Origin of the sequence: Streptomyces sp. NPDC085927, assembly GCF_044540975.1 — a bacterium.
In the GTDB taxonomy this organism is placed as follows: domain Bacteria; phylum Actinomycetota; class Actinomycetes; order Streptomycetales; family Streptomycetaceae; genus Streptomyces; species Streptomyces hirsutus.
Genome location: NZ_JBITSN010000009.1, coordinates 117,662 through 142,497 on the forward strand (window position 1 = coordinate 117,662; position 24,836 = coordinate 142,497).

The following is a 24,836-nucleotide window of genomic DNA, read 5'->3' on the forward strand; positions in this document are numbered from 1 at the left end:
TCCTCGCCGGCGGAGCCCCGGACCCCGGCGCCCCGCGGCACACGCACACGCACACGCACACGCACACGCACATCACGTGTCGTCGCCGTCCGTGGCGTACACCCCCTTGCCACCCGGGCGGACCCACGGCAACGTGTGCGCCCGGAACCGACTTGCAGAGACGGGAACATGACGAGACTGCGCAGTGACGGAACGGCGACAGCGCTCCGCGCACGGGTCGCCGGACGGACGGAGCCGCCCACGCGACCCGGGGAGGGCGCCGATGCCCGGCACTGAACACCCCGTCCCGCCGGAATCCGGCGCGCACGGTGTCGGCAGACGCCGGTTCCTCGGATACGTGCTGGCGGCTCCGACGCTGATGGCCGCGGCGGAACTCGTCCCCGCGTCCGAGGCGCGGGCGGACATCCCCTCACCGGAGATCACGGAACTGGTCGACCTCAACGACGTGATGACCGCGGCGGCCCTGCCGACCTCCGGCCTGATCACGGTCGAGGTCGACCAGGACGGCACGGTGTCCTTCGCCCTGCCGCGGACCGAAGTGGGACAGGGCATCACCACGTCGACCGCCATGCTGATCGCCGAGGAACTGGGCGTGCCCCTGGAACGGGTGCACGTCACCCTGGCCGACGCGCGACCGGAGCTGCTGTTCAATCAGCTCACCGGCGGATCGAACACGACGTTCTCCACCTACACCCCGATCCGGGTCGCCGCGGCCGTCGCCCGGGGCCGGCTGCTCGGGGCAGCGGCGGCCGAATGGGGCATCTCCGTCACCGAACTGACGTTGAGGGCGGGAGTCGTCACCGGTCCGGGCGGCCGGAGCGTCGGCATCGGGGCGCTGTCCGGGAGGGCCGCGAGCGTGCGGACCGAGCAGGTGGCCGTGGACCTCAAACCCCACGACGAATTCACCGTCGTCGGCAGGCCGCACGGTCGTATCGACGCCCTCGCCGCGGTCACCGGACGCAAGAAGTTCACGATGGACCTGGACGTCCCCGACGCCCTGCCGACCATGGTGTGCCGCCCGCCGACGATCAACGGCAAGGTCGGGTCGGTGTCCAATCAGGCCGAGGTCCGCGCCATGCCCGGGGTCACCGACGTCGTCGTGATGTCGACCGGGGTGGCGGTGCGCGCGGCCACCTTCGGCCGGTGCATCGACGCCGTGCGCGCCCTGAAAGTGTCGTGGAGGGCCGGGAGCGCGGCGGGCAAGTCCGACGAGTCCGTGCTCAGGCAACTGCAGGCCGCCGAACTGCCGCTCGGGCTGCCACCGCTGACGCCGAGCGTGGAGGGCAGGTTCACCTTCCACTTCCGCAGCAACAGCGCGCTGGAGCCCAACTGCGCGATAGCCGACGTACGCCCCGACCGCGCCGAGGTCTGGTCGAGTCTGAAGGCGCCGATCGTCGCGAAGGAGGCGATAGCCGCCAAGCTCGGCCTGCCGCTCGGCGCGGTGACCGTCCATGTCACCGAGGGCGGCGGTTCCTTCGGCCGCAAACTCTTCTTCGACGCCGCGCTGGAAGCCGTGGAGATCTCCCGGAAGATCGGCAAACCGGTCAAGCTCATGTGGCACCGCGCCGACGACTCCCGCCAGGGCCGTGTCCACCCCATGGCCACCTCCCGCGTGCGCATCGCCCACCTCGGCGACACCGTCCTCGGCTACAGGCAGCGGCACACCAGCGTCTCCACCGACCTCGGCCACGGCCTCGGAGAGATCTTCACCGCCCTGGCCGCGAAACTGCCGGTGGGTGACATCGGATTCTCGGAGACGTTCTTCCAGCTCTCCCAGTCGATGCCCTACGACTTCGGCGCCAACAGCCGGCTCCTGAGCGAAACCGACAAGAGCTTCAACACCGGCAGCATGCGCAACGTCTACTCCCCCGACGTCACCTGCGCCCGGGAACTCCTCGTCGACCGGCTCGCCGCCAGGATGGACAAGGACCCCTACCGGTTGCGGCACGACTTCCTGCGCGACGAGCGGTACCGGGCCGTGCTGGCCAAGGTCGCCGAGGCCGGCAACTGGGGGCGGAGCATGCCGGCGGGCACGGCCCAGGGCATCGCGTTCCACTCCGAGTACCACTCCGTCAGCGCGGTGCTGGTGGAGATCGACTGCCGCCCCGGGACCGTCGACCGCCCCATCCGCGACGGTGTGACCGGCCCCCGCGTCACCAAGGCCGTCATGGCCGTGGACGTCGGTCTCGCCGTCAACCCGCGCGGTCTGGAGGCGCAGATGATGGGCTGCCTCATGGACGGCATCGCCCTGACCCTGACCTCCAGCCTGCACCTGCGCGACGGGCACTTCCTCGAGGCGAGCTGGGACAACTACTTCTACACCCGGCAGTGGAACACACCGCCCGAACTGGACGTCATCGTCATGCCGGCCACCACGGGGAGACCCGGCGGCGCCGGGGAACTGGGCGTGGCCGCGTCGATGGCCGCGGTCGCCTGCGCGTACGGCCGTGCCACCGGGACCATGCCCACGGTCTTCCCCATCAACCACGGCACGCTCTCCTTCGAACCGAAGCCCACTGTCCCGCCCGTCCCCGCGTCGCCCACCGACGGCCTCGACCACGTCCGCTGACCGCCTGGAGAACCCGTGCCCCAGCACACCTTCCGCCTCAACGGCGAACAAGTCACCGTCGATGTCGCCGACGACGAGCGCCTGCTGTGGGTGCTGCGCGACGTCCTGGGCGTCACCGGCCCCAAGTACGGGTGCGGCATCAACGTCTGCAAGGCGTGCACCAGCCACCTCAACGGCAAGGCCGTCAACCCCTGCGCGGTCCCCGTCAAGGACCTCGGGCCCACGGACGAGGTGACCACGATCGAGGGACTGTCGGCCGGCACCGGCACGGACCTGCATCCGATGCAGCAGGCGTGGATCGACCAGGACGTGGCCCAGTGCGGCTACTGCCAGCCCGGCCAGATCATGGCCGCGGTCGCCCTGGTCCGCCGGGTCACCGAGGAGGGCCGGGACATCACCGAGTCCGATCTCGACGGCATCCGCAACATCTGCCGCTGCGGCACCTACTTCCGCATCCGCGAAGCGATCAGGGCCGGGGCCGAGGACATGCGGCGACGGGGGTGACCCGATTCAGTCAATTTGCTCCAGCAACCCCACTGGCATGGCCGGATGTCCGCGACACCAGCCGCTTTTCCGCGTCCCGCGAACGTCGCCCCGGCCGCCGCCCCGGCGCTCAGCGGCTGTTCGGCCGTCCGGTGACCTGAACGTGTCGAACGGGGGTCTCGCATGTCGACGCGGCCAGGCGGAGGGCCGGGCGGCTTACTCCACCCGGCCGAGAGCACCCGTACCGCTGCTGCGCCGCTGTGGCGGCTGCTCCCCGGTGTTCCTCCCGGCGCGGGTGCTCCACGGCACGCGGGCCGAGTGCAGGCGGCCGAGGCCGCTCAGTGCGGCACCGGCCGCGTTGGCGCCGGGGGCGCCGTGCACACCGCCGCCGGGGTGTGCGGAGGCCGAGGCGAGGTACAGGCCCTTCACCGGCGTCTCGGGGCGCCCGGTGCCGGGTGTCGGCCGGAACATCAGCTGCTGGTGCAAGGACGCCGTTCCGCCGTTGATCGCGCCCTCGTGGAGGTTGGCGTCCATCGACTCGAGTGTGCGGGGCGAGAGAACGCGCCGGGCTGTGATGCGGGAGCGGAATCCCGGCGCCCAGCGTTCGAGTTCGTTCTCCATGCGGTCGGCCATGGCTTCCTCTTCCCGCCGGTCCCAGAGCCCGGTCAGCCCGTCCTCGCCCGCGTCGCCCTTGATCCGGTGCGGGACGTGGGTGTAGGCCCAGGCCGATTCGGTACCGGCCGGTGACCGGGTGGGGTCCGTGGTGGTCATCTGCCCGAAGAGGAGGAAGGGCCGGTCGGGCACCCGGCCCGTCGCGAGCTGGGCGGCGAAGCGGGTGAGACCGTCGACCCCGTCGGCCAGGTGGACCGTTCCCGCCGAGGCCGCCTGTCCGGCCGTCCAGGGCACGGGGCCGTTCAGCGCCCAGTCGACCTTGAAGGTCGCGGAGTCCCACTGGAACCGGGACAGGTCCTCCAGCAGCCGGCCGGGGAGGTGCTGCTCGTCGACCAGTTCGCCGTACAGCGCCGGTGCGGACACGTCGGCGAGTACGGCACGACGCGCCGGTACGGACTCGCCTCCCGCGGTGCGTACGCCGACGGCCCGCCCGCCGCGTACGACGATCTCGGTCACGCGCTCCCCGCAGCGGACCGCACCGCCGCGCCGCTCCAGCCGGCGCACCAGGGCCGCCGTGAGCGCCCCGGCTCCTCCCACCGGCACGGGAAAGCCGTAGGCCTGCCCGAGCATGCACATCAGCCATCCGAAGCCTCCGCTGCCCGCCGCTTCGGGGCCGAGATCCGCGTGCAGCGCGCTGCCGGCGAGCAGCAGCCGTCCCGCCTCGCCGCGGAACGACTCCTCCCCCAGGCGGCGGACGGGCAGCAGCAGGGTCCGTGCCAGGCGGAGGCCCCCGGCCGCCCGGAGCCTGGCGGCGAGCCGGAGGGAGGCCCGCACCGGAGGGAAGGGGGTGAAGAGCACCCGCAGGATGTCCGGGCTCAGGCGCTCCCACGCGGTGTACAGGTCGAGCCAGGCGTCCCCGTCGCCCGCCGTGAACGTGTCCAGGCCCGCGGCCGTGTCGGCGGCTGAGCGCGCGAGGACGGCGCACCGGCCGTCCGGCAACGGGTGCGCCAGGACGCGCGGGGCGTGGCTCCAGGTGAGCCCCTCCTTCCCGAGGTCCAGACCCGCGAGGACCGGGGAGGCGGCGGCGAGGGGGTAGAAGGCGCTGAAGACGTCGCTCACGTAGTCGGTGTGGGCGCCGTGATCGCTGCGGACCGCACCGCCGGGTTCCGGCTGGGCCTCCAGAACCTCCACGCTCCATCCCGCGTCGACGAGCTTGTTCGCGGCGACGAGACCGTTGGGTCCCGCACCGATGACCACCGCGTCCGGCATCGTTGCCTCCTGGTGTTCTCGCCGGTCCGAGTCCGCCCTGCCGCTCTGCCGTGCGCTCCGGGCAGCCGCGGGGGCCGCCTCAGATCGCCTGGTGCGTGCCCTTGGGGGTCCTCTCGACGGTGTCCGCCAATCGGGCGAGCATGTTGCGGTGGCGCAGTTGGATCAGCGCGTCCACGACGGTGTTGTGGAGCGTCCCGCCCGGGCCGCGCAGGGGGTGTTCGTCGATGGTCACCAAGGTGTTCTCGCCCCACGGTCGAACCTCCAGGGCGATCCGGGCGGTGCCGAGCCGGCCGCTGTCGGCCTCCAGTTCCAGCACACCGGGGGGCTCGCACCGCCGGACGACGGTGCTTCCCGCCACCGACCACCGTCCCAGCCGGATCGTGTACGTGATGCTGGAGCCGACCTGCGGCCACACGCCCTCTTCGGGCCGCGACTCCGACGTTCCCACCACCCAGTCGCCGTACCGCGTAGCGTCCGCGAGAACCGCCCACACCTCGTCCACGGAACGTTCGATCAATCGGTGTCGTGCGGCCATCGGTCCTCCAGATCTCGTCGGATGCACCGGCCTCTCCCGTGCCCGGCCCTTTCGGACTTACGCATTCACTCTCGCAAGCATCCGACGGATCCGCCGCCTGTCGGACGTCCCGCCGGGTATACGGCACCACGTGAGAACTCCCGCCGACGCGCCCCCGACCTCGGACTCCTCCGCACCGCTCAAGAAGGGTCTGACCACTTCACTGCTCTATTTCTTCATTCTCGGCGACGTCCTCGGCGCGGGCGTGTACGTCCTGGTGGGCGAGGTCGCCGCCACATCCGGCGGTGCCGTATGGGCTCCCCTGCTGGCGGCGTTGTGCCTGGCCCTGCTGACAGCCGCCTCCTACGCGGAGCTGGTCACCAAATACCCGCGTGCGGGCGGCGCGTCCCACTACGCCGTCCTGGCCTACGGGCCTTTCGTCGGCTTCCTCACCGGTTTCTGCATGCTCGCCGCCGGCGTCGTGTCGGTGGCCGCCCTCGCCCGCGGGTTCGGCGGCGACTACCTGTCCGAGTTCGTCTCCCTCCCCGTGGTGCTTGTGACGATCGTCTTCCTGGCCGCGCTGGCTCTGCTGAACGCGCGGGGCATCAGCGAGTCGACCCGGGCCAACGCGGCCGCCACGGTCGTCGAGGTCGGCGGACTGCTGCTCGTGATCGGGCTCGGTGCCTGGATCGTGCTGCGCGGCGACGGAGACACGGGAAGACTGACCGACCTGGGCACCCCGCACGAGGGACCCGTGGCAGCCCTGCTGAGCGGAGCGGTGCTCGCCTACTACTCCTTCGTCGGGTTCGAGACATCCGTCAACGTGGCCGAAGAGACCCTTACTCCCCGCCGCTCCTACCCGAGGGCGCTCTTCGGCGCCCTGATCACCGCGGGTGCGGTGTACGCCCTGGTCGGAGTGGCCGCAGCCGCGGCCGTGCCGACCGGCAGGCTCGCCGAATCGAGCGGACCGCTCCTCGAAGTCGTCCGGGCCGCCGGCGGAGTCCCCACGGAACTCTTCAGCGCCATCGCCCTGGTGGCCGTCGCGAACGGAGCCCTGCTGACGGGCATCATGTCCTCACGCCTGGCCTACGGCATGGCACGGGACGGTCTCCTGCCCCGCTTCCTGACGAAGGTGCTGCCCGGCCGGCGCACGCCCTGGGCCTCCATCGCCACGACCACCGGCCTCTCCCTGCTCCTCGCGTTGACCGGCGACGTGTCCACGCTCGCCTCCACCCTGGTCCTGCTCCTCCTCGTGGTCTTCTTCCTCGTCAACACCTCGCTGCTCGTGCTGCGCCGCGATGCTGCCCCTCGGGAGCACTTCCGGGCGCCGACCGTCGTACCGGTCCTCGGGGCCGTGTCCTGCGTCGTGCTCGCGACACAGATCGAACGCGAGGTCTGGTGGAGAGGGCTCCTCGTCCTGGCGGCCGGCGCGGCACTCGGCGTCGTCGCCGCAGCACGGTCGCGGCACAACCGCTGAACGAACCCGCCGTACGGGTGGCTGTGCCGCCTTCCCCGGACGGCCCACGCGGGAAAGACCCCATGGATTCGGCCGCTCCGTTCCGGGAACAGGTAAATCCCCCTTTTTTACGAAACCGGAGGCAGAAGATGACGAACGGCGAACAGGGCTCCCACGACCCCGTGACCAAGCACCCCCAGCCGGAATTTCCCCAGCAGGAGCAGCCGGTTCCGGGCTGGACGGGCCCCATGGACCCGCCGCCGGACCACGGTGAGAAGTCCTACCGGGGGCACGGCCTCCTCACCGACCGCAAGGCCGTGGTGACCGGCGGGGACTCCGGTATCGGGCGGGCCGTCGCGCTCGCCTACGCACGCGAGGGCGCCGACGTGCTGTTCAGCCATCTGGAGTCGGAGGAGGAGGATGCCCGCGAGACAGTGCGGCTGATCGAGGAAGCGGGGCGAAAGGCCGTAGCGGTCGTATGCGACATCCGCGAAGAAACGCAATGCCGGGAACTCGTCGAACGAGCGGTCTCCGAGTTCGAGCGCATCGACATCCTCGTCAACAACGCCGCCTACCAGATGTCCCAGCCCGAGGGAATCAGTGCCATCTCCACGGAACAGTTCGACCGTGTGGTCCGCACGAACCTCTACGGCATGTTCTGGCTGTCCAAAATGGCGCTGCCCTTCATGCCCAAGGGCGGATGCATCATCAACTCCGCTTCGGTCCAGGCGTACAAGCCGAGCCCGCATCTGCTGGACTACGCCATGACCAAGGGCGCGATCGTCACCTTCACCCAGGGCCTCGCGCAGATGGTGGCGCAGGACGGTATCCGGGTCAACGCGGTGGCGCCCGGTCCGGTCTGGACACCGTTGATTCCCGCGACTCTGCCCGACACGGCCGAGTTCGGTAAGCAGTCCCCTCTGGGCCGGCCCGCCCAGCCCGCGGAGATGGCCCCCTGTTACGTCTTCCTCGCCTCGCCCCAGGCGAGTTACATCACCGCCGAGATCGTCAACGCCACCGGCGGCACCCCTCTCCCGTAACCGATCCGCCGGCCGTCCCCGCGAGCGTCCGCCGGGCAGGCGCCCGCAGCGCCCGCCCGGCGGAGGTGGCGCCTCAGGGAGAGGCCGCCCGTGGCAGGCGTGTGCCGCGGGGGCGCGCCGGACAGGGAAGGAGTCACGATGCCGTCGTCGGCCGACTCAGCGGTGCACATCCAGTTCATCGGCAACGCGACCCTGCTCGTACGGTACGGAGCCCTGACCCTGCTCACCGACCCGAACTTCCTGCACCGCGGGCAGCACGCGCATCTGGGGTACGGACTGCTGACGAAGCGGCTGAAGGAACCCGCCCTCACCGTGGATCAGCTCCCCGCCGACCTCGACGCCGTCGTTCTCTCCCACCTGCACGGGGACCACTGGGACCGGGTGGCCCGCAGAAACCTCGACCGGGCCCTGCCCGTCCTCACCACCCCGCACGCGGCGCGGTTTCTCCGGGCCCTTCAGGGTTTCCGCCACGCCAGAGGTCTGCGCGACTGGCAGCACCACACCTTCTCCAAGGAAGGCCACCAGGTTCGCCTGACCGCGATGCCCGGACGCCACGCCGTCGGGCCTCTGCGCGGTCTCCTGCCGCCGGTCATGGGGAGCATGCTGGAATTCGGCCCGGTGGGCGGGCCGGTGCGCCTGCGCGTGTACGTGTCGGGGGACACGCTCCTCTTCGACGGAATGGAGGAGATCGGCAGGCGCTACCCGGACACGGACCTCGCGGTCCTGCACCTGGGCGGCACCCGGCTGCCGGGGGGTTTCGTGGTCACCATGGACGGCAGGCAAGGAGCGGAACTCAGCCGGCGTCTCGGTCCGCGGTTCGCACTTCCCGTGCACTACGACGACTACACGGTGATGAAGTCGCCGCTGAGCGCGTTTCTTGAGGAGATGGACCGTCGCGGCCTCGGTGAGCGGGTCGTCCACTGCGACCGGGGCCGGGTGGCGACCATCACGCCGGACGGCCCGACGGTGAACGTCGCCTGACCGGCTTGCACCGGCTTCTGCCACGCGGCGGATTCTGCCGCGCGGCGGGCGGACCGCCGGTCAGCGCCTCGGCAGCCGGTGCAAGGTGACCTCGCCCGGCACGCCGTCCGCCACGACGAGAGTCATGTACGTGCAGTGGGGCTGCCGCCTGCGGTCCGTCGGCGACCCCGGGTTCAGCAGGCGCAGTCCGCCCGGCGCACTGGTGTCCCAGGGGATGTGGCTGTGACCGAAGACCAGGACGTCCAGGTCGGGAAAGCGCTGGGCGCAGCGGGCCTCCCGGCCCCGCGCCGGGCCCGTCTCGTGGACGACGCCGAACCGCAGGCCTCCCAGCTCCGCCCGGGCCACCTCGGGCAGCCGCTCGCGCAGCTCAGGACCGTCGTTGTTGCCGAACACGCCGATCAGCCGCCGTGCGCGCGCCTCCAGCAGGTCGAGCGTGGGGGCGTCGACCCAGTCCCCCGCGTGCACCACGACGTCGGCCCGCTCAATCTCGTCCAGCAGTTCGGAGGGCAGCCGCTTGGCGCGCAGCGGCACATGCGTGTCGGAGACCAGCAGCAGCCTCACGGGTGACACCGTTCTCCTCCCCCGACGCGGCGCGGCAGCGCCCGCGGCGCCGGGCGGTCGTTCGCGGCCGGTCCCTGCCGCGGTGCGTGCTTGATCACGCCCCGTTGAGTACCCCGTTCCGTCCCCCTGAAGCCTCCGGCCGGACGGGGCGCCGCCCGGTTGCCGGGCGGCTCACCCGGATGCCGCGGTCGGCCGACTCGCCGCCCGGTGAGGGGGTAGGCGTACGGGTCGGCAGGCGGAGTCCGCATCGGGAAGGCAGCCCTCATGAACGCATCGGTCCACCCGCACCCTGTCCGCCGGGCACAGCCTGAGCCGCGCAGGTCGATGGTGGTGTGCGGTGTGATCGGGGCGGCGGTGATGGCCGCGGTCGACGAGATCGTTTTCCACCAGATCCTGGGGTGGCACCACTTCTACGACCGCTCCACCACCAGCGTGGGTCTCCTGTCGGACGGGTTGCTGCACACCGGTGAGCTGCTGGCGCTGGTCGCCGGGTTCTTCCTCTACGCGGACCTTCGCCGCCGCCGCGCTCTGGCCCCGGCCCACGCGTGGGCCGGCTTCTTCCTGGGGCTGGGGATCTTTCAGCTGTTCGACGGGATCGTCGACCACAAGCTGCTGCGCCTGCACCAGATCCGCTACGGCGTGGACCTCGTCCCGTACGACTGGGCGTGGAACCTCGGCGGCCTGGTTCTGCTCCTGACCGGCCTGGTGCTCGGTGTCCGCGCCGCCCGCCTCGGGCGGGACGGGCCGGCGTCGTGATCCTCGCGCACGTCCACCCGGCCGCAGGCCCTGGCCTGTCGGGCCTGTGGGAGCAGGCCACCGTGGTGGCCGCGCTCCTGGCGGCCGTCGCCCACGGGACGGCAGCGGGCCGTCTGCGGCGCCGCGGGGACACCTGGCCCCGGTGGCGGGTGGTGTCCTTCACCGCCGGGAGTGCCGGTGTGGCGTGGGCGGCCGCGGGCCCGCTGCCGGGCGGGCCGTTCACCGCCCACATGGTCCAGCACCTGCTCCTGGGCATGGCGGCCCCCCTGCTGCTCGTGCTGGCCCGCCCCCTCACTCTGGCCCTGCGCGTTCTGCCTCCCGGCGCGGCACGGCGGCGTCTGCCGGCTCTCGCGCATTCCCGCCCCGTCGGCTGGCTGGTCTTCCCGCCACTGGCGGCACTGCTCGATGTCGGAGGGCTGTGGCTGCTGTACCGCACGGAACTGTTCGCGACCATGCAGCACCGTCCCCTGCTGCACGCCGTGGTGCACGCGCACGTCCTGGCCGCCGGGCTGCTCTTCACCTTCGCCGTCTGCCGCCTCGACCCGGTACGCCGCCGCTGGCGCCTGCCCCTGCGCGGGACGACCCTGCTGGCCGCCGGCGCCGCGCATGCCGTGCTCGCCAAGACCCTGTACGCGTCGCCGCCGCCCGGCGCCGTCCTCACCACCGCCGACCTGCACACCGGAGCCCAGGTCATGTACTACGGCGGCGATCTGGTGGAAGCCGCGCTCGGAGTCGTACTGGCCGCCTCCTGGTACCGGGCGACCGGCCGCGCCCAGAGGCACCACCGACGCCGGGCGGCCTCGGCCACCGGGCCACGAGCGGTGACCGGGGCACCGGCCGGACAGGAAGCCGCGCCCCCTGCCGCCGCCCGCCCGGGGGCCGTGCCCGAACAGAGCGGCCCCCTCACGGCGGACGCACAGCCCGCGGCCGACCGCCCGGACGGCAACACCTTCGGCTTCTCGGAAGTCGTGCAGCAAGGGTCGCGACGGCTCCGGAGCAACAAGGGGACGGACGCTGCTCGTCGACCCCGTTGAGGGAAACGGGCCGCGGGGCACACCCTGGCTGCACGATCACGGGGCAGAGTCCCTCTGCGGTGGGCTCGGGAATCGCCGCGCATTTCGTGTACGAGGTCATCGGCACGTCACGTCGAGAAGGGGATCGCTCCGTTCCCGCGGCTCGGTCCCGTGTCCGGTGGCGCGGTCCTGATGATCAGCGGCCTGTGGAGCTGGACTTGGTGGCTGTCGATGTGTCGGGGTGGAAGGTGAAGACTCGGTCCAGGCCGGCGATGCGCAGGATCCGGGCGGTGTTGGAGGGGACCGCGGCCAAGGCCATGGCGCCGCTCTGTTCCACGGCCAGGTTGCGTGCCGCCAGTAAAGCGGTGATGCCGCTGGAGTCGCAGAATTCCAGGCCGGCCAGATCCAGGACCAGCAGTTGCCCGCCGGTCAGGGTGAGACGGTTCACGGCCTGACGGAGTTCGGGTGCCGTCGTATGGTCGAGGTCACCGGTGATCTCCAGTACGGGACCGGTGACTGCGTCTCGGGCGGTGATTGTCAGCGGGCTCATGTCAGGTCTTCACTCGCGGGGGTGAGAAGCGGGGCGGGCACGCCGAGGGCGAGCAGCGCGGTGTCGTCGTCGAGTCCGTCGCCGAAGCCGGCGAGGAGCCCGGCCAGAGCGGCGATGAGGGCCCGGGGCCCCGTGGCGGGCTGTTCGGAGGTGAAGGCACGCAGGGCGTCCTCGCCGTAGAGCTCACGCTCGGGGCCGGTGCGGGCTTCGGTCAGACCGTCGGTGTAGAGCAGCAGGGTGTCGCCGGGGAACAGCCGGGTGCGGGCGGGGGTGAACTGTGCCTGGGGCAGGGCGCCGATGAGCATGCCGTCGGGGGTGGGCAGGTCATGCACGGTGCCGTCGGCACGCTGGATCAGTGCGGAGGGGTGGCCGCCGGAGGCCAGGTGCACGCCGACGTGGTCGCTGCCCGGGTGCAGGACGCCGAAGATGGCGGTGCAGTACCGAGGGTCGCCGCTGGTGTACCGCTCATGCAGCACGGTGTTCAGGGTGGTCAGTACGGTGACGGGGTCCTCGTCGTGCAGGGCTGCCGCCCGCAGCGTGTAGCGGACCAGTGAGGTGACCGCGGCGGCCTGGGGGCCTTTGCCGCACACGTCGCCCAGGAAGAACGCCCACCGGTTCGCGCCGAGGGGGAACAGGTCGTAGAAGTCTCCGCCGAGAAGCTCCGGAGAGGCGGTGTGGTAGTAGGAGTCGGCCTCCAGGCCCGGAACCGTGGGGAGCTCGGCGGGCAGCAGGCTCTGCTGGAGGACGGCGAGTGCTTCCTGGAGTCGTTTCCGGTCGACCTCGGCCTGTCGGCGCGCTTCTTCGGCTGCCTGGCGTCCGCGCAGCAGCTCGGTCTCGTAGGCGCGGCGTTCACGGGCGTCGAAGATCGTGGTGCGGACGAGCATCGGTCCGCAGTCGTCGCTGGTCTTCACCTTCGAGGTGACGAGCACCGGCATCCGCTGCCCGTCGGCGGTTTTGATCTCCAGGGCTATGCCGCTGACCTCGCCGCTCATCTGCAACAGCGGAGCGAAGTGCGTCTCGTGGTAGAGCTTGCCGCCCACGGTGAGCAGATCGGTGAACCGCATCCGGCCCACCACCTGCTGCCGTGAAAGGCCGAGCCACTCCAGAAGGGTGGTGTTGATCTTCGCGATGGTGCCGTCCATCAGCGTCGACAGGTAACCGCAGGGCGCCTGGTCGTACAGTTCCTCTGTGCTGTCCTCCAGCAGGCCGGTGAAGGCCGCGTTGGTGGCTTCCATGTCCTGCTCTCCGTCCGGACACTGACTGCTCCGGCTCATCAGCGGACCTCTTTTATGAAGTCGGTGATCGCCACCGCGGTGGCCTGCGGTGCGCTCAGTTGCGGGCAGTGCCCCGTCGCCTCCAACGTGACCAGGCGGCTGCCCGGGATCGCGTCGTTGACGTAGGCACCGACCTCGCGGGGGGCGATCACGTCCTGCTTGCACTCCAGCACCAGGGTCGGCACCGCGACCGTCTTGAGGTCTTCGCGGCTGTCGGACAGGAACGTCGTGCGGGCGAAGACCCGAGCCATCTCCGGGTCGGTCGCGCAGAACGAGGTGGTCAGCTCCTGGCCGAGTTCGGGCCGGTCCGCGTTGCCCATGATCATCGGGGCCATCGCCGCCGACCAGCCCAGATAGTTCGACTCCAGCGACTCCAGCAGCTCACCGATATCGTCCGCGCTGAACCCGCCCCGGTATCCGTCCTCGTCGATGTAACAGGGCGACGGAGTCACCATCACCAGGCGGGAGAACCGCTGGGGTGCCTTGGCCGCCGCGAGAACCCCGACCATGGCACTGACCGAATGCCCCACGAAGATCACGTCCCGCAGGTCCAGTTCCTCGCAGACATCCAGCACGTCCGAGGCGTAGCCCTCCAACGAGTTGTAACGCTGCTCGCTCCAGGCCGAAGGGTCCGAGCCGCCGGACCCCACGTAGTCGAAGAGCACCAATCGGAAATCCTCTGCCAGCAGGGGGACCACCAGGCGCCACAAGTTCTGGTCACAGCCGAATCCGTGCGCCAGCAGGAGCACCGGCCCGTCCGCACGACCGATGACGGTGACGTTGTTCCTGCGACGGATGTCCGTGCCCACCGGTTTCCCTTCATCCGGACCGGGCGAGCCGAAACGGCTGCGGGAGGAGTGGTCGTGCGGAGGTGCGAGGTTCATTCGGAACCTTCCTTGATGCGGCCCGTATCAAGGAATTCCCGCCACGCAAGAGCAGTGCGAGGATCGCCGGAAAGAGCCGAACAGAATGCGAAAGGAAATCTGACCCGCAGTGCATCCGGTACGGATACGGACGACGGTGGCCCCACGCGTGAGCCCACTACGGGAAATGCCCGCAGCGGGTGCCCGCCCCCGAGAGGCGCGGCCCTCCACTGCAGAGTGCGCATCGGCGTCAGGCCGGAACGATGTTCTCGGCCGTCGGGCCCTTCCGGCTCGGTGCGATGTCGAAGGTGACCTTCTGACCTTCGAGCAATTCGAGGAAGCCCTGGGCGGCGATGTTCGAGAAGTGGGCGAACACGTCGGCGCCGTCACCCTCCTGCTCGATGAAGCCGAAACCCTTTGCCGCGTTGAACCACTTCACGGTGCCGGACGCCATGTCATATCTCCTTCGGGCAGTGAACACGCCGGAATCCGTAATGCACGGATACCGGGTCGCCGCAATGACGCCTCTCCCGGAACGACCGGAAATACAAAAAATGCTCCCCACGGCTGAAAGTGCCGCTGGAGGCGCTTGAAGTATGGGAACCAAGACTGCAACTGTTATCGACAGTAACATGCCATAGTGGCCGACGTGTGGTATGCAATTCCATTCTGCTCGTCGGGGTAAAAACACTCCCGACGCGGCGCGCTGAACCCTCACCTCGCGGTCGTAGCTATTGCTCCACCCGGAGCGCGGAGATGCGGAAAGAGCGGCCACCGTTCACGAACACGTCAGTGCCGTCGCCGTCCTGACCCGCCGGAGCCCGGGCGCACTGTCTCGGGCCACGGGCGGACCGAACGAGCCGTCTGCTGTCACTGCACCTCTCCGTGGAACGCGTGGAGGGGCCCTGGTGCCATTGGCACCAGGGCCCCGAAGGAACTGCTACACCATCTGCCGGCCTTGGTACTGCGCCGGCCTTCTGTTTCCGCAGACCCGACCGGGATGCTGCCGGGGGTGCGGGGATCGCGGTTGCTCGACCGGAGACCACCTCACTATCGATGTCCTGCGGTACCCGGGCTCAGACTTCGACCCGGGCGATCCTGATGGCGCCCGGCTCCTCCGTTTCTTCCCTCTGGGATCGATCACTTACCTGCTGCCGGTACTGCTCTCCTGCGTCCTACTGGTGATGCGTACTGCTCTGTGACCTGTGACAGCGCCACTCTTCGGCAGCCGGCCCCGTCGCCCGTCCTGCAACTGCTCCGGCTTGGAATCCCACTGCCCAACCTCCCGGTGCGCGCGCCCGCAGCCGACGCCTTCACCGAGGTACTGCTCACTGACTTCACTGCGGGGTACTGCTCGGCGGCCCCTGATCACTGCGGGCCACCCGGTCCGGTCGTCAGTCCCGTCGCCCGTCCTGCAACCGCTCCGGCTTCGGAACTCCACCACCGCACCGTCCTGCGCACTGCAACTGCGTGTACTGCTGCCCGGCAGTTCGTCTCTGCCGGGCCTTCTTCGATCTCGGCTACGAGAGAAACCATAACCACATCGCCACCCAATGTCTAGTCCCGCCGAAACAGGTTTCCTTTCATCAGTCGGAGAGATAGTCAGCCTCGACCACTGATGGAGCACACGGCGGATCCGCTGCCGGCCCGAGACGGGCGGCCTTCCCAAGACCTGGCTGCTGCCCCGATGGGGCCCAAGGCCGGAATCAGCGAACCTGCACCCGGTTGTCACCACCGCCCGTCCGTCTGCCCGCCCGTCCGTCTGTCTGGACGGGCGGGCGGAAAGCCCACCGCGAGGCGGTAGGGAAGGACTCGGCGTCGTACCGCTTACCCCACTCGTCGACGCCGCTCATCGGTGTCGTCAGGGGCGCTCCACGGCCCCGGCCCCGGCACCGGAGGCGCGGTCGTCCGAGCGTGGCTCCAGGCGTACGACGATGCCTTTGTACGTCGGCGTGTTGCTGGTCTCGGCCACACTGTCCAGCGGCACCAGGACGTTGGCCTCCGGGTAGTAGGCGGCGGCGCAACCGGCGGTCGTGGGGTAGGAGACCAGCCGGAAGTCCTCGGCACGGCGTTCGGTACCGTCCTGCCAGACACTGACCACGTCCACCTGGGAGCCGTCCTCGAATCCGAGGGCACGCAGGTCGGCGGGGTGGACGAGCACGATGCGACGTGAGCCGTGGATGCCTCGGTACCGGTCGTTGGTGGTGTAGGGCACCGTGTTCCACTGATCGTGAGAACGCAGCGTCTGCAGGAGGAGATGCCCGCGGGGGGCGCGCAGCGACTCGAAGTCGTTGAGGGTGAACAGCGCCTTGCCGCTGGGGGTGGGGAAGACACCCTCGTTCACCGGGTTCGGCAGGCCGAAGCCGCCCGGCTTGCGCACCTTGCTGTTGAAGTTCTCGAAGCCGGGGACGACCCGCGCGATGCGGTCCCGGATGGTGCCGTAGTCCGCCTCGAAGTCCTCCCAGGGCACGGGCACCTTGTCGCCCAGCGTCCGGCGGGCCAGCCTGCTGAGGATCGCGACCTCGCTGAGCAGGTGGCTGGACGCCGGCTCCAGGCGCCCGGACGAGGCGTGCACCTGGCTCATGGAGTCCTCGACGGTGATGAACTGCTCCTCGCCGTTCTGGCAGTCCTTTTCGCTGCGGCCGAGGGTCGGGAGGATCAGCGCGGTGTCGCCGCAGACGGCGTGGGAGCGGTTCAGCTTGGTGGAGATGTGCGCGGTGAGACGGCAGCGACGCATCGCCTTCTCGGTCAGATCGCTGTCGGGGGCGGCCCGTACGAAGTTGCCCGCGAGGCCGAGGAAGACCTTGGCGCGGCCTTCGAGCATGGCCCGGACGGAGTTCACCGTGTCCAGGCCGTGCCGGGCGGGCGGAGTGAAGGAGAACTCGCGTTCGAGGGCGTCCAGGAAGCCCTGGGGCATCCGTTCCCAGATGCCCATGGTCCGGTCCCCCTGGACGTTGCTGTGTCCGCGTACGGGGCAGACGCCGGCTCCGGGCCTGCCGATGTTCCCCCGCAGAAGCTGGAAGTTCACCAGTTCACGGATGGTGGGCACCCCGTGCTTGTGCTGGGTGAGTCCCATCGCCCAGCAGACGATGATCCGCTCGCTGGCCAGGACCCGGTCCCGCAGTTCCTCGATCTGGCGACGGGTCAGGCCGGTGGCCGCCAGGACGTCCGGCCAGGAGACGGTGGCGCGGATGTGGTCGGCGAATTCCTCGAACCCACTGGTGTGGTGGTCGATGAACTCCCGGTCCAGCACCGTCCCCGGCGCGGCGTCCTCGGCCTCCAGCAGGAGCAGGTTCAGAGCCTGGAAGAGGGCGAGATCGCCGCCGATCCGGATCTGGAGGAACTGGTCGGCGATGTTGGTGCCCCGGCCGACTACCCCGCGTGGTTTCTGCGGGTTCTTGAAGCGCATGAGGCCCGCTTCGGGGAGCGGGTTGACGGCGACGATCTGCCCGCCCCCGCGTTTGGTCTCCTCCAGCGCGGAGAGCATGCGAGGGTGGTTGCTGCCCGGGTTCTGGCCCACGGTGAGCACGAGATCGGCGTGATGGATGTCCAGCAGGCTCACATCGCCCTTGCCGATGCCCAGCGTCTCGTACAGCGCCGCGCCGCTCGACTCGTGACACATGTTGGAGCAGTCGGGCAGGTTGTTGGTCCCCAGGGCCCGGGCGAAGAGCTGGAGGACGAAGGCCGGCTCGTTGCCGGCCCGGCCGGAGGTGTAGAAGATCGCCTCGTCGGGCGAGTCCATGGCCCGCAGTTCGTCGGCGAGCAGCCCCAGGGCGTCGTGCCAGCTGATCGGCTCGTAGTGGTCCGCGCCCGGCCGCTTCACCATGGGGTGGGTGAGCCGCCCCTGCTGATTCAGCCACCGGTCCGAGCTGCGTGCCAGTTCGGAGACCGAATACCGCCGGAAGAACTCGGGGGTGACGCGTCGCGTGGTGGCGTCGTCGTTGGCGTGTTTGGCGCCGTTCTCGCAGTACTCGTTCGTGTGGCGTTGGCCCGGCGCGGGGTCCGGCCAGGCGCAGCCCGGGCAGTCGAAGCCCTTGGTCTGGTTGATGTCGAGCAGGTTCAGTGCCGTACGGCGGGCCGAAGTCTCGGCGAGGGAGTACTGCACCGCGTGGGCCACCGCCGGGACACCGGCCGCCCATGTCTTCGGCGGAGTGACCTTCGCCTGCTCGCCGCCCGGATCACCGTTCGATGACTCTCGCACCGCATCGACCTTCCGCTCTGTTCCACTCACCTCCTCCGCTCCCCGCCGAGCGCGGGAGGTGGCAAATAGTGGCTATACAGGAAATATCACTTTGCGAGGTATGACGTTACGGCTGTTCCTCAGCCGACCGGCCAGTTCGCCACCCGCGGCGGCATAAGGTCGGAGTCCGGTTCCACGTGGCCGCCGCTGATCGTTCCCCGCCACTGCCCGCTCTCGCGGCCCTGGCCCTCGATGTACTCCTTGAAGCGCAGGAAGTCCTCCTGCACCTGCCTGCGGATCAGACCCAGGGCGTCCCCGGCCCGCTCGGCGGCGCCGCGCGGAGTGAAATCGATACGGAAGGCGACTCGGCAACGGTTCTCCCCCAGCGCCTGGAAGCTCACCGCACCGGTCAGGCGGGGCGTCCCCACGGTGCGCCACACCACCCGGTCGTCGGGGTGTTGTTCGGTGATCTCCGCGTCGAACTCGCGGGTCACGCCGCCGAACCTGGTCACCCAGTGCGTCATGGAGGAGCGTGACCGGTCCACCCGGCGCACGCCGTGCATGAACCGGGGAAAGCACTCGAACTGGGTCCACTGGTTGTAGGCCATATGGACCGGGACGTCGATGTCGACAGCGCCTTCGATGACGCTCATGGCTGCCCTCCTCTCCGCAACGGGCCAGGGGCCCTGCATCCACGCGACCGAGTGCCCCCCTCGAACGCTCTCAACCCGGACGGTGTCGTCCCCGGAGCGGGTTCGTCGGCGCCTCCGTCGGCCGGTGCCGCACGCCACCGGCCACCGCGGGGCATCCGCGGAGGGTTGACGCACACTCCTTCCGGGGACCCGGGAATCCTGGGAACTCGAAAGCCCGTGGCAACGGCTTGAAGCAAAGGAAAAGAAGGTGACGTGATGAGTGAGACCACCCCCTCACAGGCGGAGGGAGAGCGGGACGAGGAGGAACGGTTCACGGAGCCGGACCGGACCACTCCCTCGCAGGCGGAGGGGGAACGGGACGAGGAGGAGGACCAGGCTTCGGCGGATGGCGGGGACGAGCAGCCGTAGCGGGTACCGGCTGCCGAGGCTCTCTCCCGGCCCGTCCCTTGCCCCTCGCGGCCGTGCCCGGTCCCCGACTTCAGGAAGTACGTCATGCCAGAGGAACCTCGGTCCCCGGCCGAACCCGCCGCACCCGCCCCCCTGAGGGACCAGCCACCAGGTGAAAGGCAGGCAGTGCCCTCCGGCCAGGCGTTGCGCGACCGGCAGAGACTGCACGACGATCTCACTGCGAGGATCGAGACGCTCCGGCGGCGGAAGGACTCGGCCGAGGGGGAGATCGCGGCGCTGTGGGCGGACTGCGATCTCGATGCGGTGGACGCCGGCTCGACCCGCGCGGCCGTCGCGGAAGCGCGCGTCCGCGCCGAGGAGACGCGCCGACAGTTGGAGCGGACCCTGGCCGCCCGGCGCCGACTGGACGACGGCACTTTCGGCTTCTGCGTCTCCTGCGGCGCCTCCATCGACCGGGACCGGATACTCGCCGTGCCCCACACCGAACTGTGCGTCTCGTGCCGGCGTGACCACGAGAATCGCGGAGCCCCGGCACGGACAGCTCCGCCTGAGAAGTGACCTCCGGCTCGGACAGCCCGGACGCTGCTTCAGTCGCGGTCCGCCGGGTACGCGTGGCGCCGTACGGACATGAGCACGGGCTCCGCGGAAAACGGAGCCCGTGCCTGCCGGACGAACGACGACATGAGAGAGGACAGCGTCATGACCGTTCCCGAGGAGAACCGGCCGAAGACGGAGACGACCGACCAAGTGGTCGCCACGCCTGACGAGTCGAAGAACAAGCGCGACGACGAGAGCCGGAACATGAAGGAGGCCATGGAGGAGGCCGGGATCACCCCTGAGGACTACGAGGAGTGAATCCGGTCCCGCCGGAGGGGCGGCTGGTGAAGCCGGCCCTGGAGGATGCCTTTCACTGCGACCGCGCCACCGACCACCCGTAGGACCCCCACGCCGCGGAAGAAGCGTCACCACCAGGGCTTGCACAAAGAAGAGGACACTCCCCGTCGACCGGTTGCGGTACATCCGACGAGTCCGTCCGGACGGGGGTCGTACGCGGTCCGAGGGCAAGGGCTGTTCCGCCACCGCGTGAACTCCGGACGCGTTGGTCCTGCCGCCTTTCCCACGGTGCTGCACCCGTCCGGGTCAGCCGCGATGGCGGTGGGGCCGGTGCCGGGCGAGGGTGGGGTGGTGCTCGACGTTCCCGTCGGCCCGTCCCCGGTTCGTTTTGTGAAGGAGCACCGTCATGTCCGAACGCAACACCCTCATCCGCAGCCTGCACGATGTGGGTCTGGCTGCCTGGTTCGGCGGCTCACTGATGGGCGCGGTCGGTCTGAACGGCGCGGCCAAGGACGAAGGCGGAAATGATCCGACCGGGGATCGGATCTCTTCATCGGGATGGGCGAAGTGGACGCCGGTCAACGCCGCTGCCATCGGCGCGCATCTGTTCGGCGGCGGCGGGCTGCTCGCTGCGAACGCCCACCGCGTCGCCGCCCAGCAGGGAGTGGCCGCCTCCACCGCGGCCAAGACCGTCGTCACCGCCGTGGCCCTGGCCGCCACCGCCTACACCCGTGTCCTGGGCAAGAAGGTCGAGCTGGCCTCCTCTCCGGACCCGCAGGACGCCGAGAAGGCACAGAAGCATCCCATCGACCTCGACAAGGCACGGCGGCAGTTGGCCCTCGCGCAGTGGGCGGTGCCGGCGCTGACCGGATGCCTGGTGGTGCTCAACGCCCTGCACGGCGAGCAGCAGCGTCCCATCGAGCAGATTCCCGGCATGTGGGAGCGGGCTCGCTCCGCAACCCACCTCATGTCCTAGGGCTGCGCCCTCGGGGACGGGGTGCGTCGCCCGCCTGTCAGGCCGGCCCAGCGGCTTCCCCGGGGCGAGTGCCACAAGACGAGCCGGCCGTGACCATCCTGTCGGAGATCGTGCACTCGGGGCTCGTGGCGTTGCTCGCGCACGAGGTGCTGTGCGACATGCCCCCGACGGCTGCTTGCGCCCGTCGGCGGCAACGACAAGACCGGACAGCCGGGCCGGGTTCCGAACCTGAACGAGGAGAGCGTCCATGTCCACTCCCGCGCGTGAGCCACGTACCGCCCGAACACCGGTCCAGCAGGCGGCCCTGCTGGTGGGAGTGGTCTTTCTGCTGGTCGGTGTTCTCGGCTTCATCCCAGGTGTCACCACGGACTACGACACCATGGAGTTCGCCTCCCACCACTCCGAAGCCAAGCTACTGGGCATCTTCCAGGTGTCGATCCTGCACAACCTCGTGCATCTGGCCTTCGGTGTCGCCGGGCTGGCGCTGTCCCGCACCGCACCGCAAGCCAGGCTCTACCTCCTCGTCGGCGGCGCCGTCTACCTGGTCCTGTGGTTGTACGGACTGCTCATCGACCACGACAGCGCCGCGAACTTCGTCCCCCTCAACACCGCCGACAACTGGCTCCACCTCCTGCTCGGCCTGGGCATGATCGCTCTGGGCGTCCTGCTCACCCGCGGACGCAGCGCGACACGGACTGCTGCGTGACCACCGAAGGCATGTGAGGCCCCGGCCCTGGTGCAGGACCGTGGCCACACACGGTGCTCGTCCTCGCGGCGACGACTTCGGCCGTTCGGCAGCCCAGGCCGATCCCGGCGGGACGCCGGCACCGGCGCCGGCCTCACCGACGCCTCCGCACCGTCACGGACCGGGCGGACCACTCGGCGATGACTCGAGGACTGCTCCGGTAACCCGCTTCGGCCGGCCCTTGGGCGGGCCGAACGGGGTGCTCTGCCCGGGTGACCGCGTCATCGGGGCAGGTGCCTGCGGCGGCGGCCCAGGCGCAGGCCGAGGAGGACGAAGTCGGCGACCAGGACCACCACACCGATGACCAGCAGGTAGAACAGGCCCTTCGCCACCACTCCGATGATGCCGAGCACGACGGCCACAATGACCAGCAGGAGGAAGAGAGCCACGCGTGTCACCTCATGGGGGGAAGTGGGTGGGCATCAGCGGCGGGCGAGGCGACGTTCGCCGCCCGCACCCGTCCGGTGGGCGAGCTCGTAGTGCGCGAAGACCGTCTTCTCGTCCTCCGCGAGCAGTTCGCCGTCCGTGCCGATCGAGGGCGCTTCCTTGACCCGCTTCTTGTCGTAGGCGACCTTCAGATAACCCGGACCGACCGTCGCGTCGGCCAGGGGGACGAACACCAGCCGGTGCCGGGTCGGCAGGCCGACCGTGACCGTCGCGAACGCGGGCTGGTCCGTGGCCGTGTCGACGTAGACCGCTTCCAGGACGCCGATCTTGTGCCGCTCATGGTCGACCACGTCGTGGCCTCGCCATTCCCTGATGTCTTCCGCCTCGAACACGGGGCCTCCTCCGTCGCAGGTCAGCTGAAGACCGCTCCTCCCTCCTTACCTGCCCACGGAGCGTCATACCCTGGAGAGCAGCCGACTTGCAGGCCGGATGGCGGACGACTTTCACGCGCGGGGCGATGCCTCAGCGACCGCCCGGCCCGGCGCGGTCCGGCGCGGTCCGGCGCGCGGCGACGTGGGTGATGAGCGGCACGGGCCGGAACACTGTCGCGGGGTCAGTGGGTGGCGAGGGAGATGGCGCCATAGTGCGCGGTGAAGGCTGCCACGGTCAGGGCGTGGAACACCTCGTGGAAGCCGAACCAGCGGGGCGAGGGGTCGGGCCGCTGGAGGGCGTGGACGACCGCGCCGCGCTGTGGAGGAGACCGCCCGCCACCGGGTGTGAGTAGTTGCGGTACAGAAAGTGCCGCTGAGATTGATCATGGTTGGCTGGCACACGGGATGCGGCTTCCGTTGGGGTTCGCGGAAAGGTGGCCGAGCGGCTGTCGGTGCTGGCTACGGTCCGCCTCGTGCCGGTGGAGTTTCTGACTGATGAGCAGGCCGAGGCGTACGGGACGTTCACCCAGGTGCCCACGCGTCCGGAGCTGGAGCGGTTCTTCTTCCTCGATGACGACGACCGCGACCTGATCGCGCTGCGTCGTACGGACGCGCACCGGCTGGGCATGGCGGTGCAGATCTGCACGGTCCGCTGCATCGGCCGGTTCATGGGCGATGCTCCGCTGGCGGTGCCGTGGGAGGTCGTGGAGTACCTGGCCGGGCAGCTCGGCATCGAGGACGCCTCGTGCGTGAAGCGGTACCCGGAGCGGCGCAGGACGCCGTACGAGCACGCGGCGGAGGTCCAGGAGCGGTTCAAGTACCGGGACTTCACCGACCGGCGGTGGGGGCGGGAGGTCCGCGGTTTCCTGTAGGGGCGGGTGTGGACGCACGCCGAGGGGCCGGTGGCGTTGTTCAACCACGCGGTGACGTGGCTGCGGAGGAACCGGGTGCTGCTGCCGGGGGTGTCGGTGCTGGCACGGGCCGTGTTCGCCGAGTACGGACGCATCGACAAGACCATGCGCCTGCTCGCCCTGGTCGACCCGGTCGACGACACCTACCGCCGCCTGATGAACCGGCAGTTCACCGTGCAGGAGTCCCGCCACCGGCTCGCCCGCGCGATCTGCCACGGCGGCCGCGGCCAGATCCGCCAGGCGTACCGCGAAGGCCAGGAGGACCAGCTCGCCGCCCCCGGCCTGCTCCTCAACGCCGTGGTCCTGTGGAACACCCGCTACCTGGACGCCGCCGTCGCCCAGCTCCGCACCGAGGGCCACGACATCAAGGACGAGGACGTGGCCCGCCTCTCCCCGCTCAAGGACCGGCACATCAACTTCCTGGGCCGCTACCTGTTCAACATCACCGCCGGCGGCCCCGGCCAGGGCCTGCGGCCCTTCCGTGACCCGGACGCGCCCGAGGACAGTGACGAAGAGGAGTGACCCGGCCTTGAGGAACGTCGGTACGGCCGTTGACACTCAAAACGATCATGGCCCGGCGGTACGCCCTGATCTTGCTTCGCGGGGTGGTCAGGTGGTGCTGGGCGCGGGCCGGGCGAGCCGGATCATGGCGCGGTAGAGGGCGGTGGGGGCCGGGGCCTCGGGCAGGGGCGGGAGGGTGGTGCCCGGGGTGGCGTAGGAGCGGAGCATGTGGCCGACCAGGCGGTGCCAGGTGTCGGGGGCGGCGTCGCCGGTGGCGTTGATGACGCCGGCGTTGGCCATCAGCAGGATGACGAGGTCCTGTGACGTGAAGTCGTGACGCAGGTGCCCGGTGGCCTTAGCGCGGGCGATGAGTTCGAGGAAGCCGTTGTAGGACTCGGCGCGGCGGGCTTCGAGTGCTTTGGCCGCGGGGAAGGTCATGGTCAGGACGTCGGCGAAGCCGCGGTCGGCGGCCTGCATGGCGCAGACGGCGTGGATGTAGCCGGTGAAGCCGTGCCAGGGATCGGGGTCGGCGAGTGCCGTGGTGACGGCTTCGGCGTAGGCGTCCATGCGGTCGGCGAAGACGGCGGTGATCAGGTCTTCACGGGTGGCGAAGCGGCGGGACAGAGTCGCCTTGCCGACGCCGGCTTCGCGGGCGACGGAGGCCATGGAGACGCCGAGTCCTTCAGTGGCGTAGAGGCGGCGTGCGGCAGCCAGGATGCGGTCGCGGTTGCGCTCGGCGTCGGCCCGCAGTCCCGTTTCGGGCGCCTGGCCTGCGGTTTCGTCGTGGGCTGCGGTACTGGTCATGAACCCATCCTAGCTAAGTGGAACAGGGTGCCCACTTTGGTTGTTACGCTGGACAACGGAAACGG

General features: G+C 70.1%; 24 protein-coding genes and 3 pseudogenes. 14 read left to right on the top strand and 13 right to left on the bottom strand.

Translation table 11 applies throughout. From position 1 onward, the window contains the following. The first annotated feature begins 262 nt into the window (after positions 1 to 262). Entirely contained in the window at positions 263 to 2,569 is a 2,307-nt protein-coding gene (locus ACIF80_RS23475) for a molybdopterin cofactor-binding domain-containing protein (protein ID WP_399807813.1), read from the top strand. A 15-nt stretch (positions 2,570 to 2,584) separates the two neighbouring features. Beyond that, positions 2,585 to 3,073 (top strand): (2Fe-2S)-binding protein, encoded by a 489-nt coding sequence (locus ACIF80_RS23480; RefSeq protein ID WP_399807816.1) that lies wholly within the window; start codon positions 2,585 to 2,587, stop codon positions 3,071 to 3,073. Positions 3,074 to 3,268: 195 nt separating this feature from the next. On the opposite strand, the gene ACIF80_RS23485 is transcribed toward ACIF80_RS23480, so the two are convergent. Both ACIF80_RS23485 and ACIF80_RS23490 read right to left on the bottom strand, forming a co-directional pair. Beyond that, entirely contained in the window at positions 3,269 to 4,933 is a 1,665-nt protein-coding gene (locus ACIF80_RS23485; RefSeq protein ID WP_399807818.1) for a phytoene desaturase family protein, read from the bottom strand. A 79-nt stretch (positions 4,934 to 5,012) separates the two neighbouring features. Further along, on the bottom strand, positions 5,013 to 5,468 hold the full coding sequence (locus tag ACIF80_RS23490; protein ID WP_399807820.1) for an SRPBCC family protein: 456 nt from the start codon (positions 5,466 to 5,468) through the stop codon (positions 5,013 to 5,015). 130 nt (positions 5,469 to 5,598) lie between these two features. On the opposite strand from ACIF80_RS23490, the gene ACIF80_RS23495 reads away from it, so the two are divergent. From ACIF80_RS23495 to ACIF80_RS23505, 3 genes are all read left to right on the top strand, one after another. Further along, complete coding sequence (locus tag ACIF80_RS23495) at positions 5,599 to 6,924, top strand: APC family permease (protein ID WP_399807823.1); 1,326 nt, start codon at positions 5,599 to 5,601, stop codon at positions 6,922 to 6,924. A 128-nt stretch (positions 6,925 to 7,052) separates the two neighbouring features. Beyond that, on the top strand, positions 7,053 to 7,943 hold the full coding sequence (locus ACIF80_RS23500; protein WP_399807826.1) for an SDR family oxidoreductase: 891 nt from the start codon (positions 7,053 to 7,055) through the stop codon (positions 7,941 to 7,943). A 138-nt stretch (positions 7,944 to 8,081) separates the two neighbouring features. Beyond that, positions 8,082 to 8,924, top strand: a complete 843-nt coding sequence (locus ACIF80_RS23505) for an MBL fold metallo-hydrolase (RefSeq protein ID WP_399807829.1) — start codon at positions 8,082 to 8,084, stop codon at positions 8,922 to 8,924. 60 nt (positions 8,925 to 8,984) lie between these two features. Here ACIF80_RS23505 and ACIF80_RS23510 read toward each other — a convergent pair whose 3' ends face one another. Beyond that, complete coding sequence (locus ACIF80_RS23510) at positions 8,985 to 9,485, bottom strand: metallophosphoesterase family protein (RefSeq protein WP_399808240.1); 501 nt, start codon at positions 9,483 to 9,485, stop codon at positions 8,985 to 8,987. A 264-nt stretch (positions 9,486 to 9,749) separates the two neighbouring features. On the opposite strand from ACIF80_RS23510, the gene ACIF80_RS23515 reads away from it, so the two are divergent. Beyond that, positions 9,750 to 10,241: a DUF2243 domain-containing protein gene (locus ACIF80_RS23515; RefSeq protein ID WP_399807831.1), complete on the top strand. Its 492-nt coding sequence runs from the start codon at positions 9,750 to 9,752 to the stop codon at positions 10,239 to 10,241. Continuing rightward, positions 10,238 to 11,275, top strand: a complete 1,038-nt coding sequence (locus tag ACIF80_RS23520; RefSeq protein ID WP_399807833.1) for a cytochrome c oxidase assembly protein — start codon at positions 10,238 to 10,240, stop codon at positions 11,273 to 11,275. Before ACIF80_RS23515 ends, ACIF80_RS23520 begins: the two co-directional genes overlap by 4 nt. A gap of 175 nt (positions 11,276 to 11,450) precedes the next feature. On the opposite strand, the gene ACIF80_RS23525 is transcribed toward ACIF80_RS23520, so the two are convergent. From ACIF80_RS23525 to ACIF80_RS23550, 6 genes are all read right to left on the bottom strand, one after another. After that, entirely contained in the window at positions 11,451 to 11,804 is a 354-nt protein-coding gene (locus tag ACIF80_RS23525; protein ID WP_399807836.1) for an STAS domain-containing protein, read from the bottom strand. After that, positions 11,801 to 13,078 carry a SpoIIE family protein phosphatase gene (locus tag ACIF80_RS23530; RefSeq protein ID WP_399807838.1) on the bottom strand — a complete coding sequence of 426 codons (1,278 nt, stop codon included), beginning with the start codon at positions 13,076 to 13,078 and terminating at the stop codon, positions 11,801 to 11,803. Before ACIF80_RS23530 ends, ACIF80_RS23525 begins: the two co-directional genes overlap by 4 nt. Then, positions 13,078 to 13,962 carry an alpha/beta fold hydrolase gene (locus ACIF80_RS23535; protein WP_399807841.1) on the bottom strand — a complete coding sequence of 295 codons (885 nt, stop codon included), beginning with the start codon at positions 13,960 to 13,962 and terminating at the stop codon, positions 13,078 to 13,080. Before ACIF80_RS23535 ends, ACIF80_RS23530 begins: the two co-directional genes overlap by 1 nt. Positions 13,963 to 14,191: 229 nt before the next feature. Continuing rightward, on the bottom strand, positions 14,192 to 14,395 hold the full coding sequence (locus ACIF80_RS23540) for a cold-shock protein (protein ID WP_399807844.1): 204 nt from the start codon (positions 14,393 to 14,395) through the stop codon (positions 14,192 to 14,194). A gap of 1,407 nt (positions 14,396 to 15,802) precedes the next feature. After that, positions 15,803 to 18,142: an FdhF/YdeP family oxidoreductase gene (locus tag ACIF80_RS23545; protein WP_399807847.1), complete on the bottom strand. Its 2,340-nt coding sequence runs from the start codon at positions 18,140 to 18,142 to the stop codon at positions 15,803 to 15,805. A 119-nt stretch (positions 18,143 to 18,261) separates the two neighbouring features. Then, on the bottom strand, positions 18,262 to 18,774 hold the full coding sequence (locus tag ACIF80_RS23550; RefSeq protein ID WP_399807850.1) for an SRPBCC family protein: 513 nt from the start codon (positions 18,772 to 18,774) through the stop codon (positions 18,262 to 18,264). Between the two features lie 255 nt (positions 18,775 to 19,029). On the opposite strand from ACIF80_RS23550, the gene ACIF80_RS23555 reads away from it, so the two are divergent. The 5 genes from ACIF80_RS23555 to ACIF80_RS23575 all read left to right on the top strand — a co-directional run bounded on the left by ACIF80_RS23555 (position 19,030) and on the right by ACIF80_RS23575 (position 21,698). Then, positions 19,030 to 19,182, top strand: a complete 153-nt coding sequence (locus ACIF80_RS23555) for a hypothetical protein (RefSeq protein ID WP_399807853.1) — start codon at positions 19,030 to 19,032, stop codon at positions 19,180 to 19,182. 84 nt (positions 19,183 to 19,266) lie between these two features. After that, the gene (locus tag ACIF80_RS23560; protein WP_399807856.1) at positions 19,267 to 19,740 is read left to right on the top strand and encodes a TraR/DksA family transcriptional regulator; all 474 of its coding nucleotides are present in this window, start codon (positions 19,267 to 19,269) and stop codon (positions 19,738 to 19,740) included. Positions 19,741 to 19,863: 123 nt separating this feature from the next. Continuing rightward, the gene (locus ACIF80_RS23565; protein WP_399807859.1) at positions 19,864 to 20,037 is read left to right on the top strand and encodes a hypothetical protein; all 174 of its coding nucleotides are present in this window, start codon (positions 19,864 to 19,866) and stop codon (positions 20,035 to 20,037) included. Between the two features lie 385 nt (positions 20,038 to 20,422). Beyond that, positions 20,423 to 20,992 (top strand): hypothetical protein, encoded by a 570-nt coding sequence (locus ACIF80_RS23570; protein WP_399807862.1) that lies wholly within the window; start codon positions 20,423 to 20,425, stop codon positions 20,990 to 20,992. Positions 20,993 to 21,239: 247 nt separating this feature from the next. Continuing rightward, entirely contained in the window at positions 21,240 to 21,698 is a 459-nt protein-coding gene (locus ACIF80_RS23575; RefSeq protein WP_399807864.1) for a DUF4383 domain-containing protein, read from the top strand. A gap of 260 nt (positions 21,699 to 21,958) precedes the next feature. On the opposite strand, the gene ACIF80_RS23580 is transcribed toward ACIF80_RS23575, so the two are convergent. The 3 genes and pseudogenes from ACIF80_RS23580 to ACIF80_RS23590 all read right to left on the bottom strand — a co-directional run. Then, positions 21,959 to 22,126, bottom strand: coding sequence for a hypothetical protein (locus ACIF80_RS23580; RefSeq protein ID WP_399807867.1), 168 nt, complete (start codon positions 22,124 to 22,126; stop codon positions 21,959 to 21,961). A gap of 33 nt (positions 22,127 to 22,159) precedes the next feature. Then, positions 22,160 to 22,516 carry a PRC-barrel domain-containing protein gene (locus ACIF80_RS23585; RefSeq protein WP_399807868.1) on the bottom strand — a complete coding sequence of 119 codons (357 nt, stop codon included), beginning with the start codon at positions 22,514 to 22,516 and terminating at the stop codon, positions 22,160 to 22,162. A 221-nt stretch (positions 22,517 to 22,737) separates the two neighbouring features. Continuing rightward, a pseudogene (locus tag ACIF80_RS23590) lies at positions 22,738 to 22,895 on the bottom strand (hemolysin III family protein); the annotation flags it as partial. A 190-nt stretch (positions 22,896 to 23,085) separates the two neighbouring features. Here ACIF80_RS23590 and ACIF80_RS23595 point away from each other — a divergent pair. Both ACIF80_RS23595 and ACIF80_RS23600 read left to right on the top strand, forming a co-directional pair. Then, positions 23,086 to 23,481 (top strand): annotated as a pseudogene (locus ACIF80_RS23595) (DUF4158 domain-containing protein); the annotation flags it as partial. Positions 23,482 to 23,535: 54 nt separating this feature from the next. Then, positions 23,536 to 23,988, top strand: a pseudogene (locus tag ACIF80_RS23600) (Tn3 family transposase); the annotation flags it as partial. An 87-nt stretch (positions 23,989 to 24,075) separates the two neighbouring features. Here ACIF80_RS23600 and ACIF80_RS23605 read toward each other — a convergent pair. Continuing rightward, the gene (locus ACIF80_RS23605) at positions 24,076 to 24,771 is read right to left on the bottom strand and encodes a TetR/AcrR family transcriptional regulator (protein WP_399807871.1); all 696 of its coding nucleotides are present in this window, start codon (positions 24,769 to 24,771) and stop codon (positions 24,076 to 24,078) included. Positions 24,772 to 24,836 lie beyond the last annotated feature (65 nt).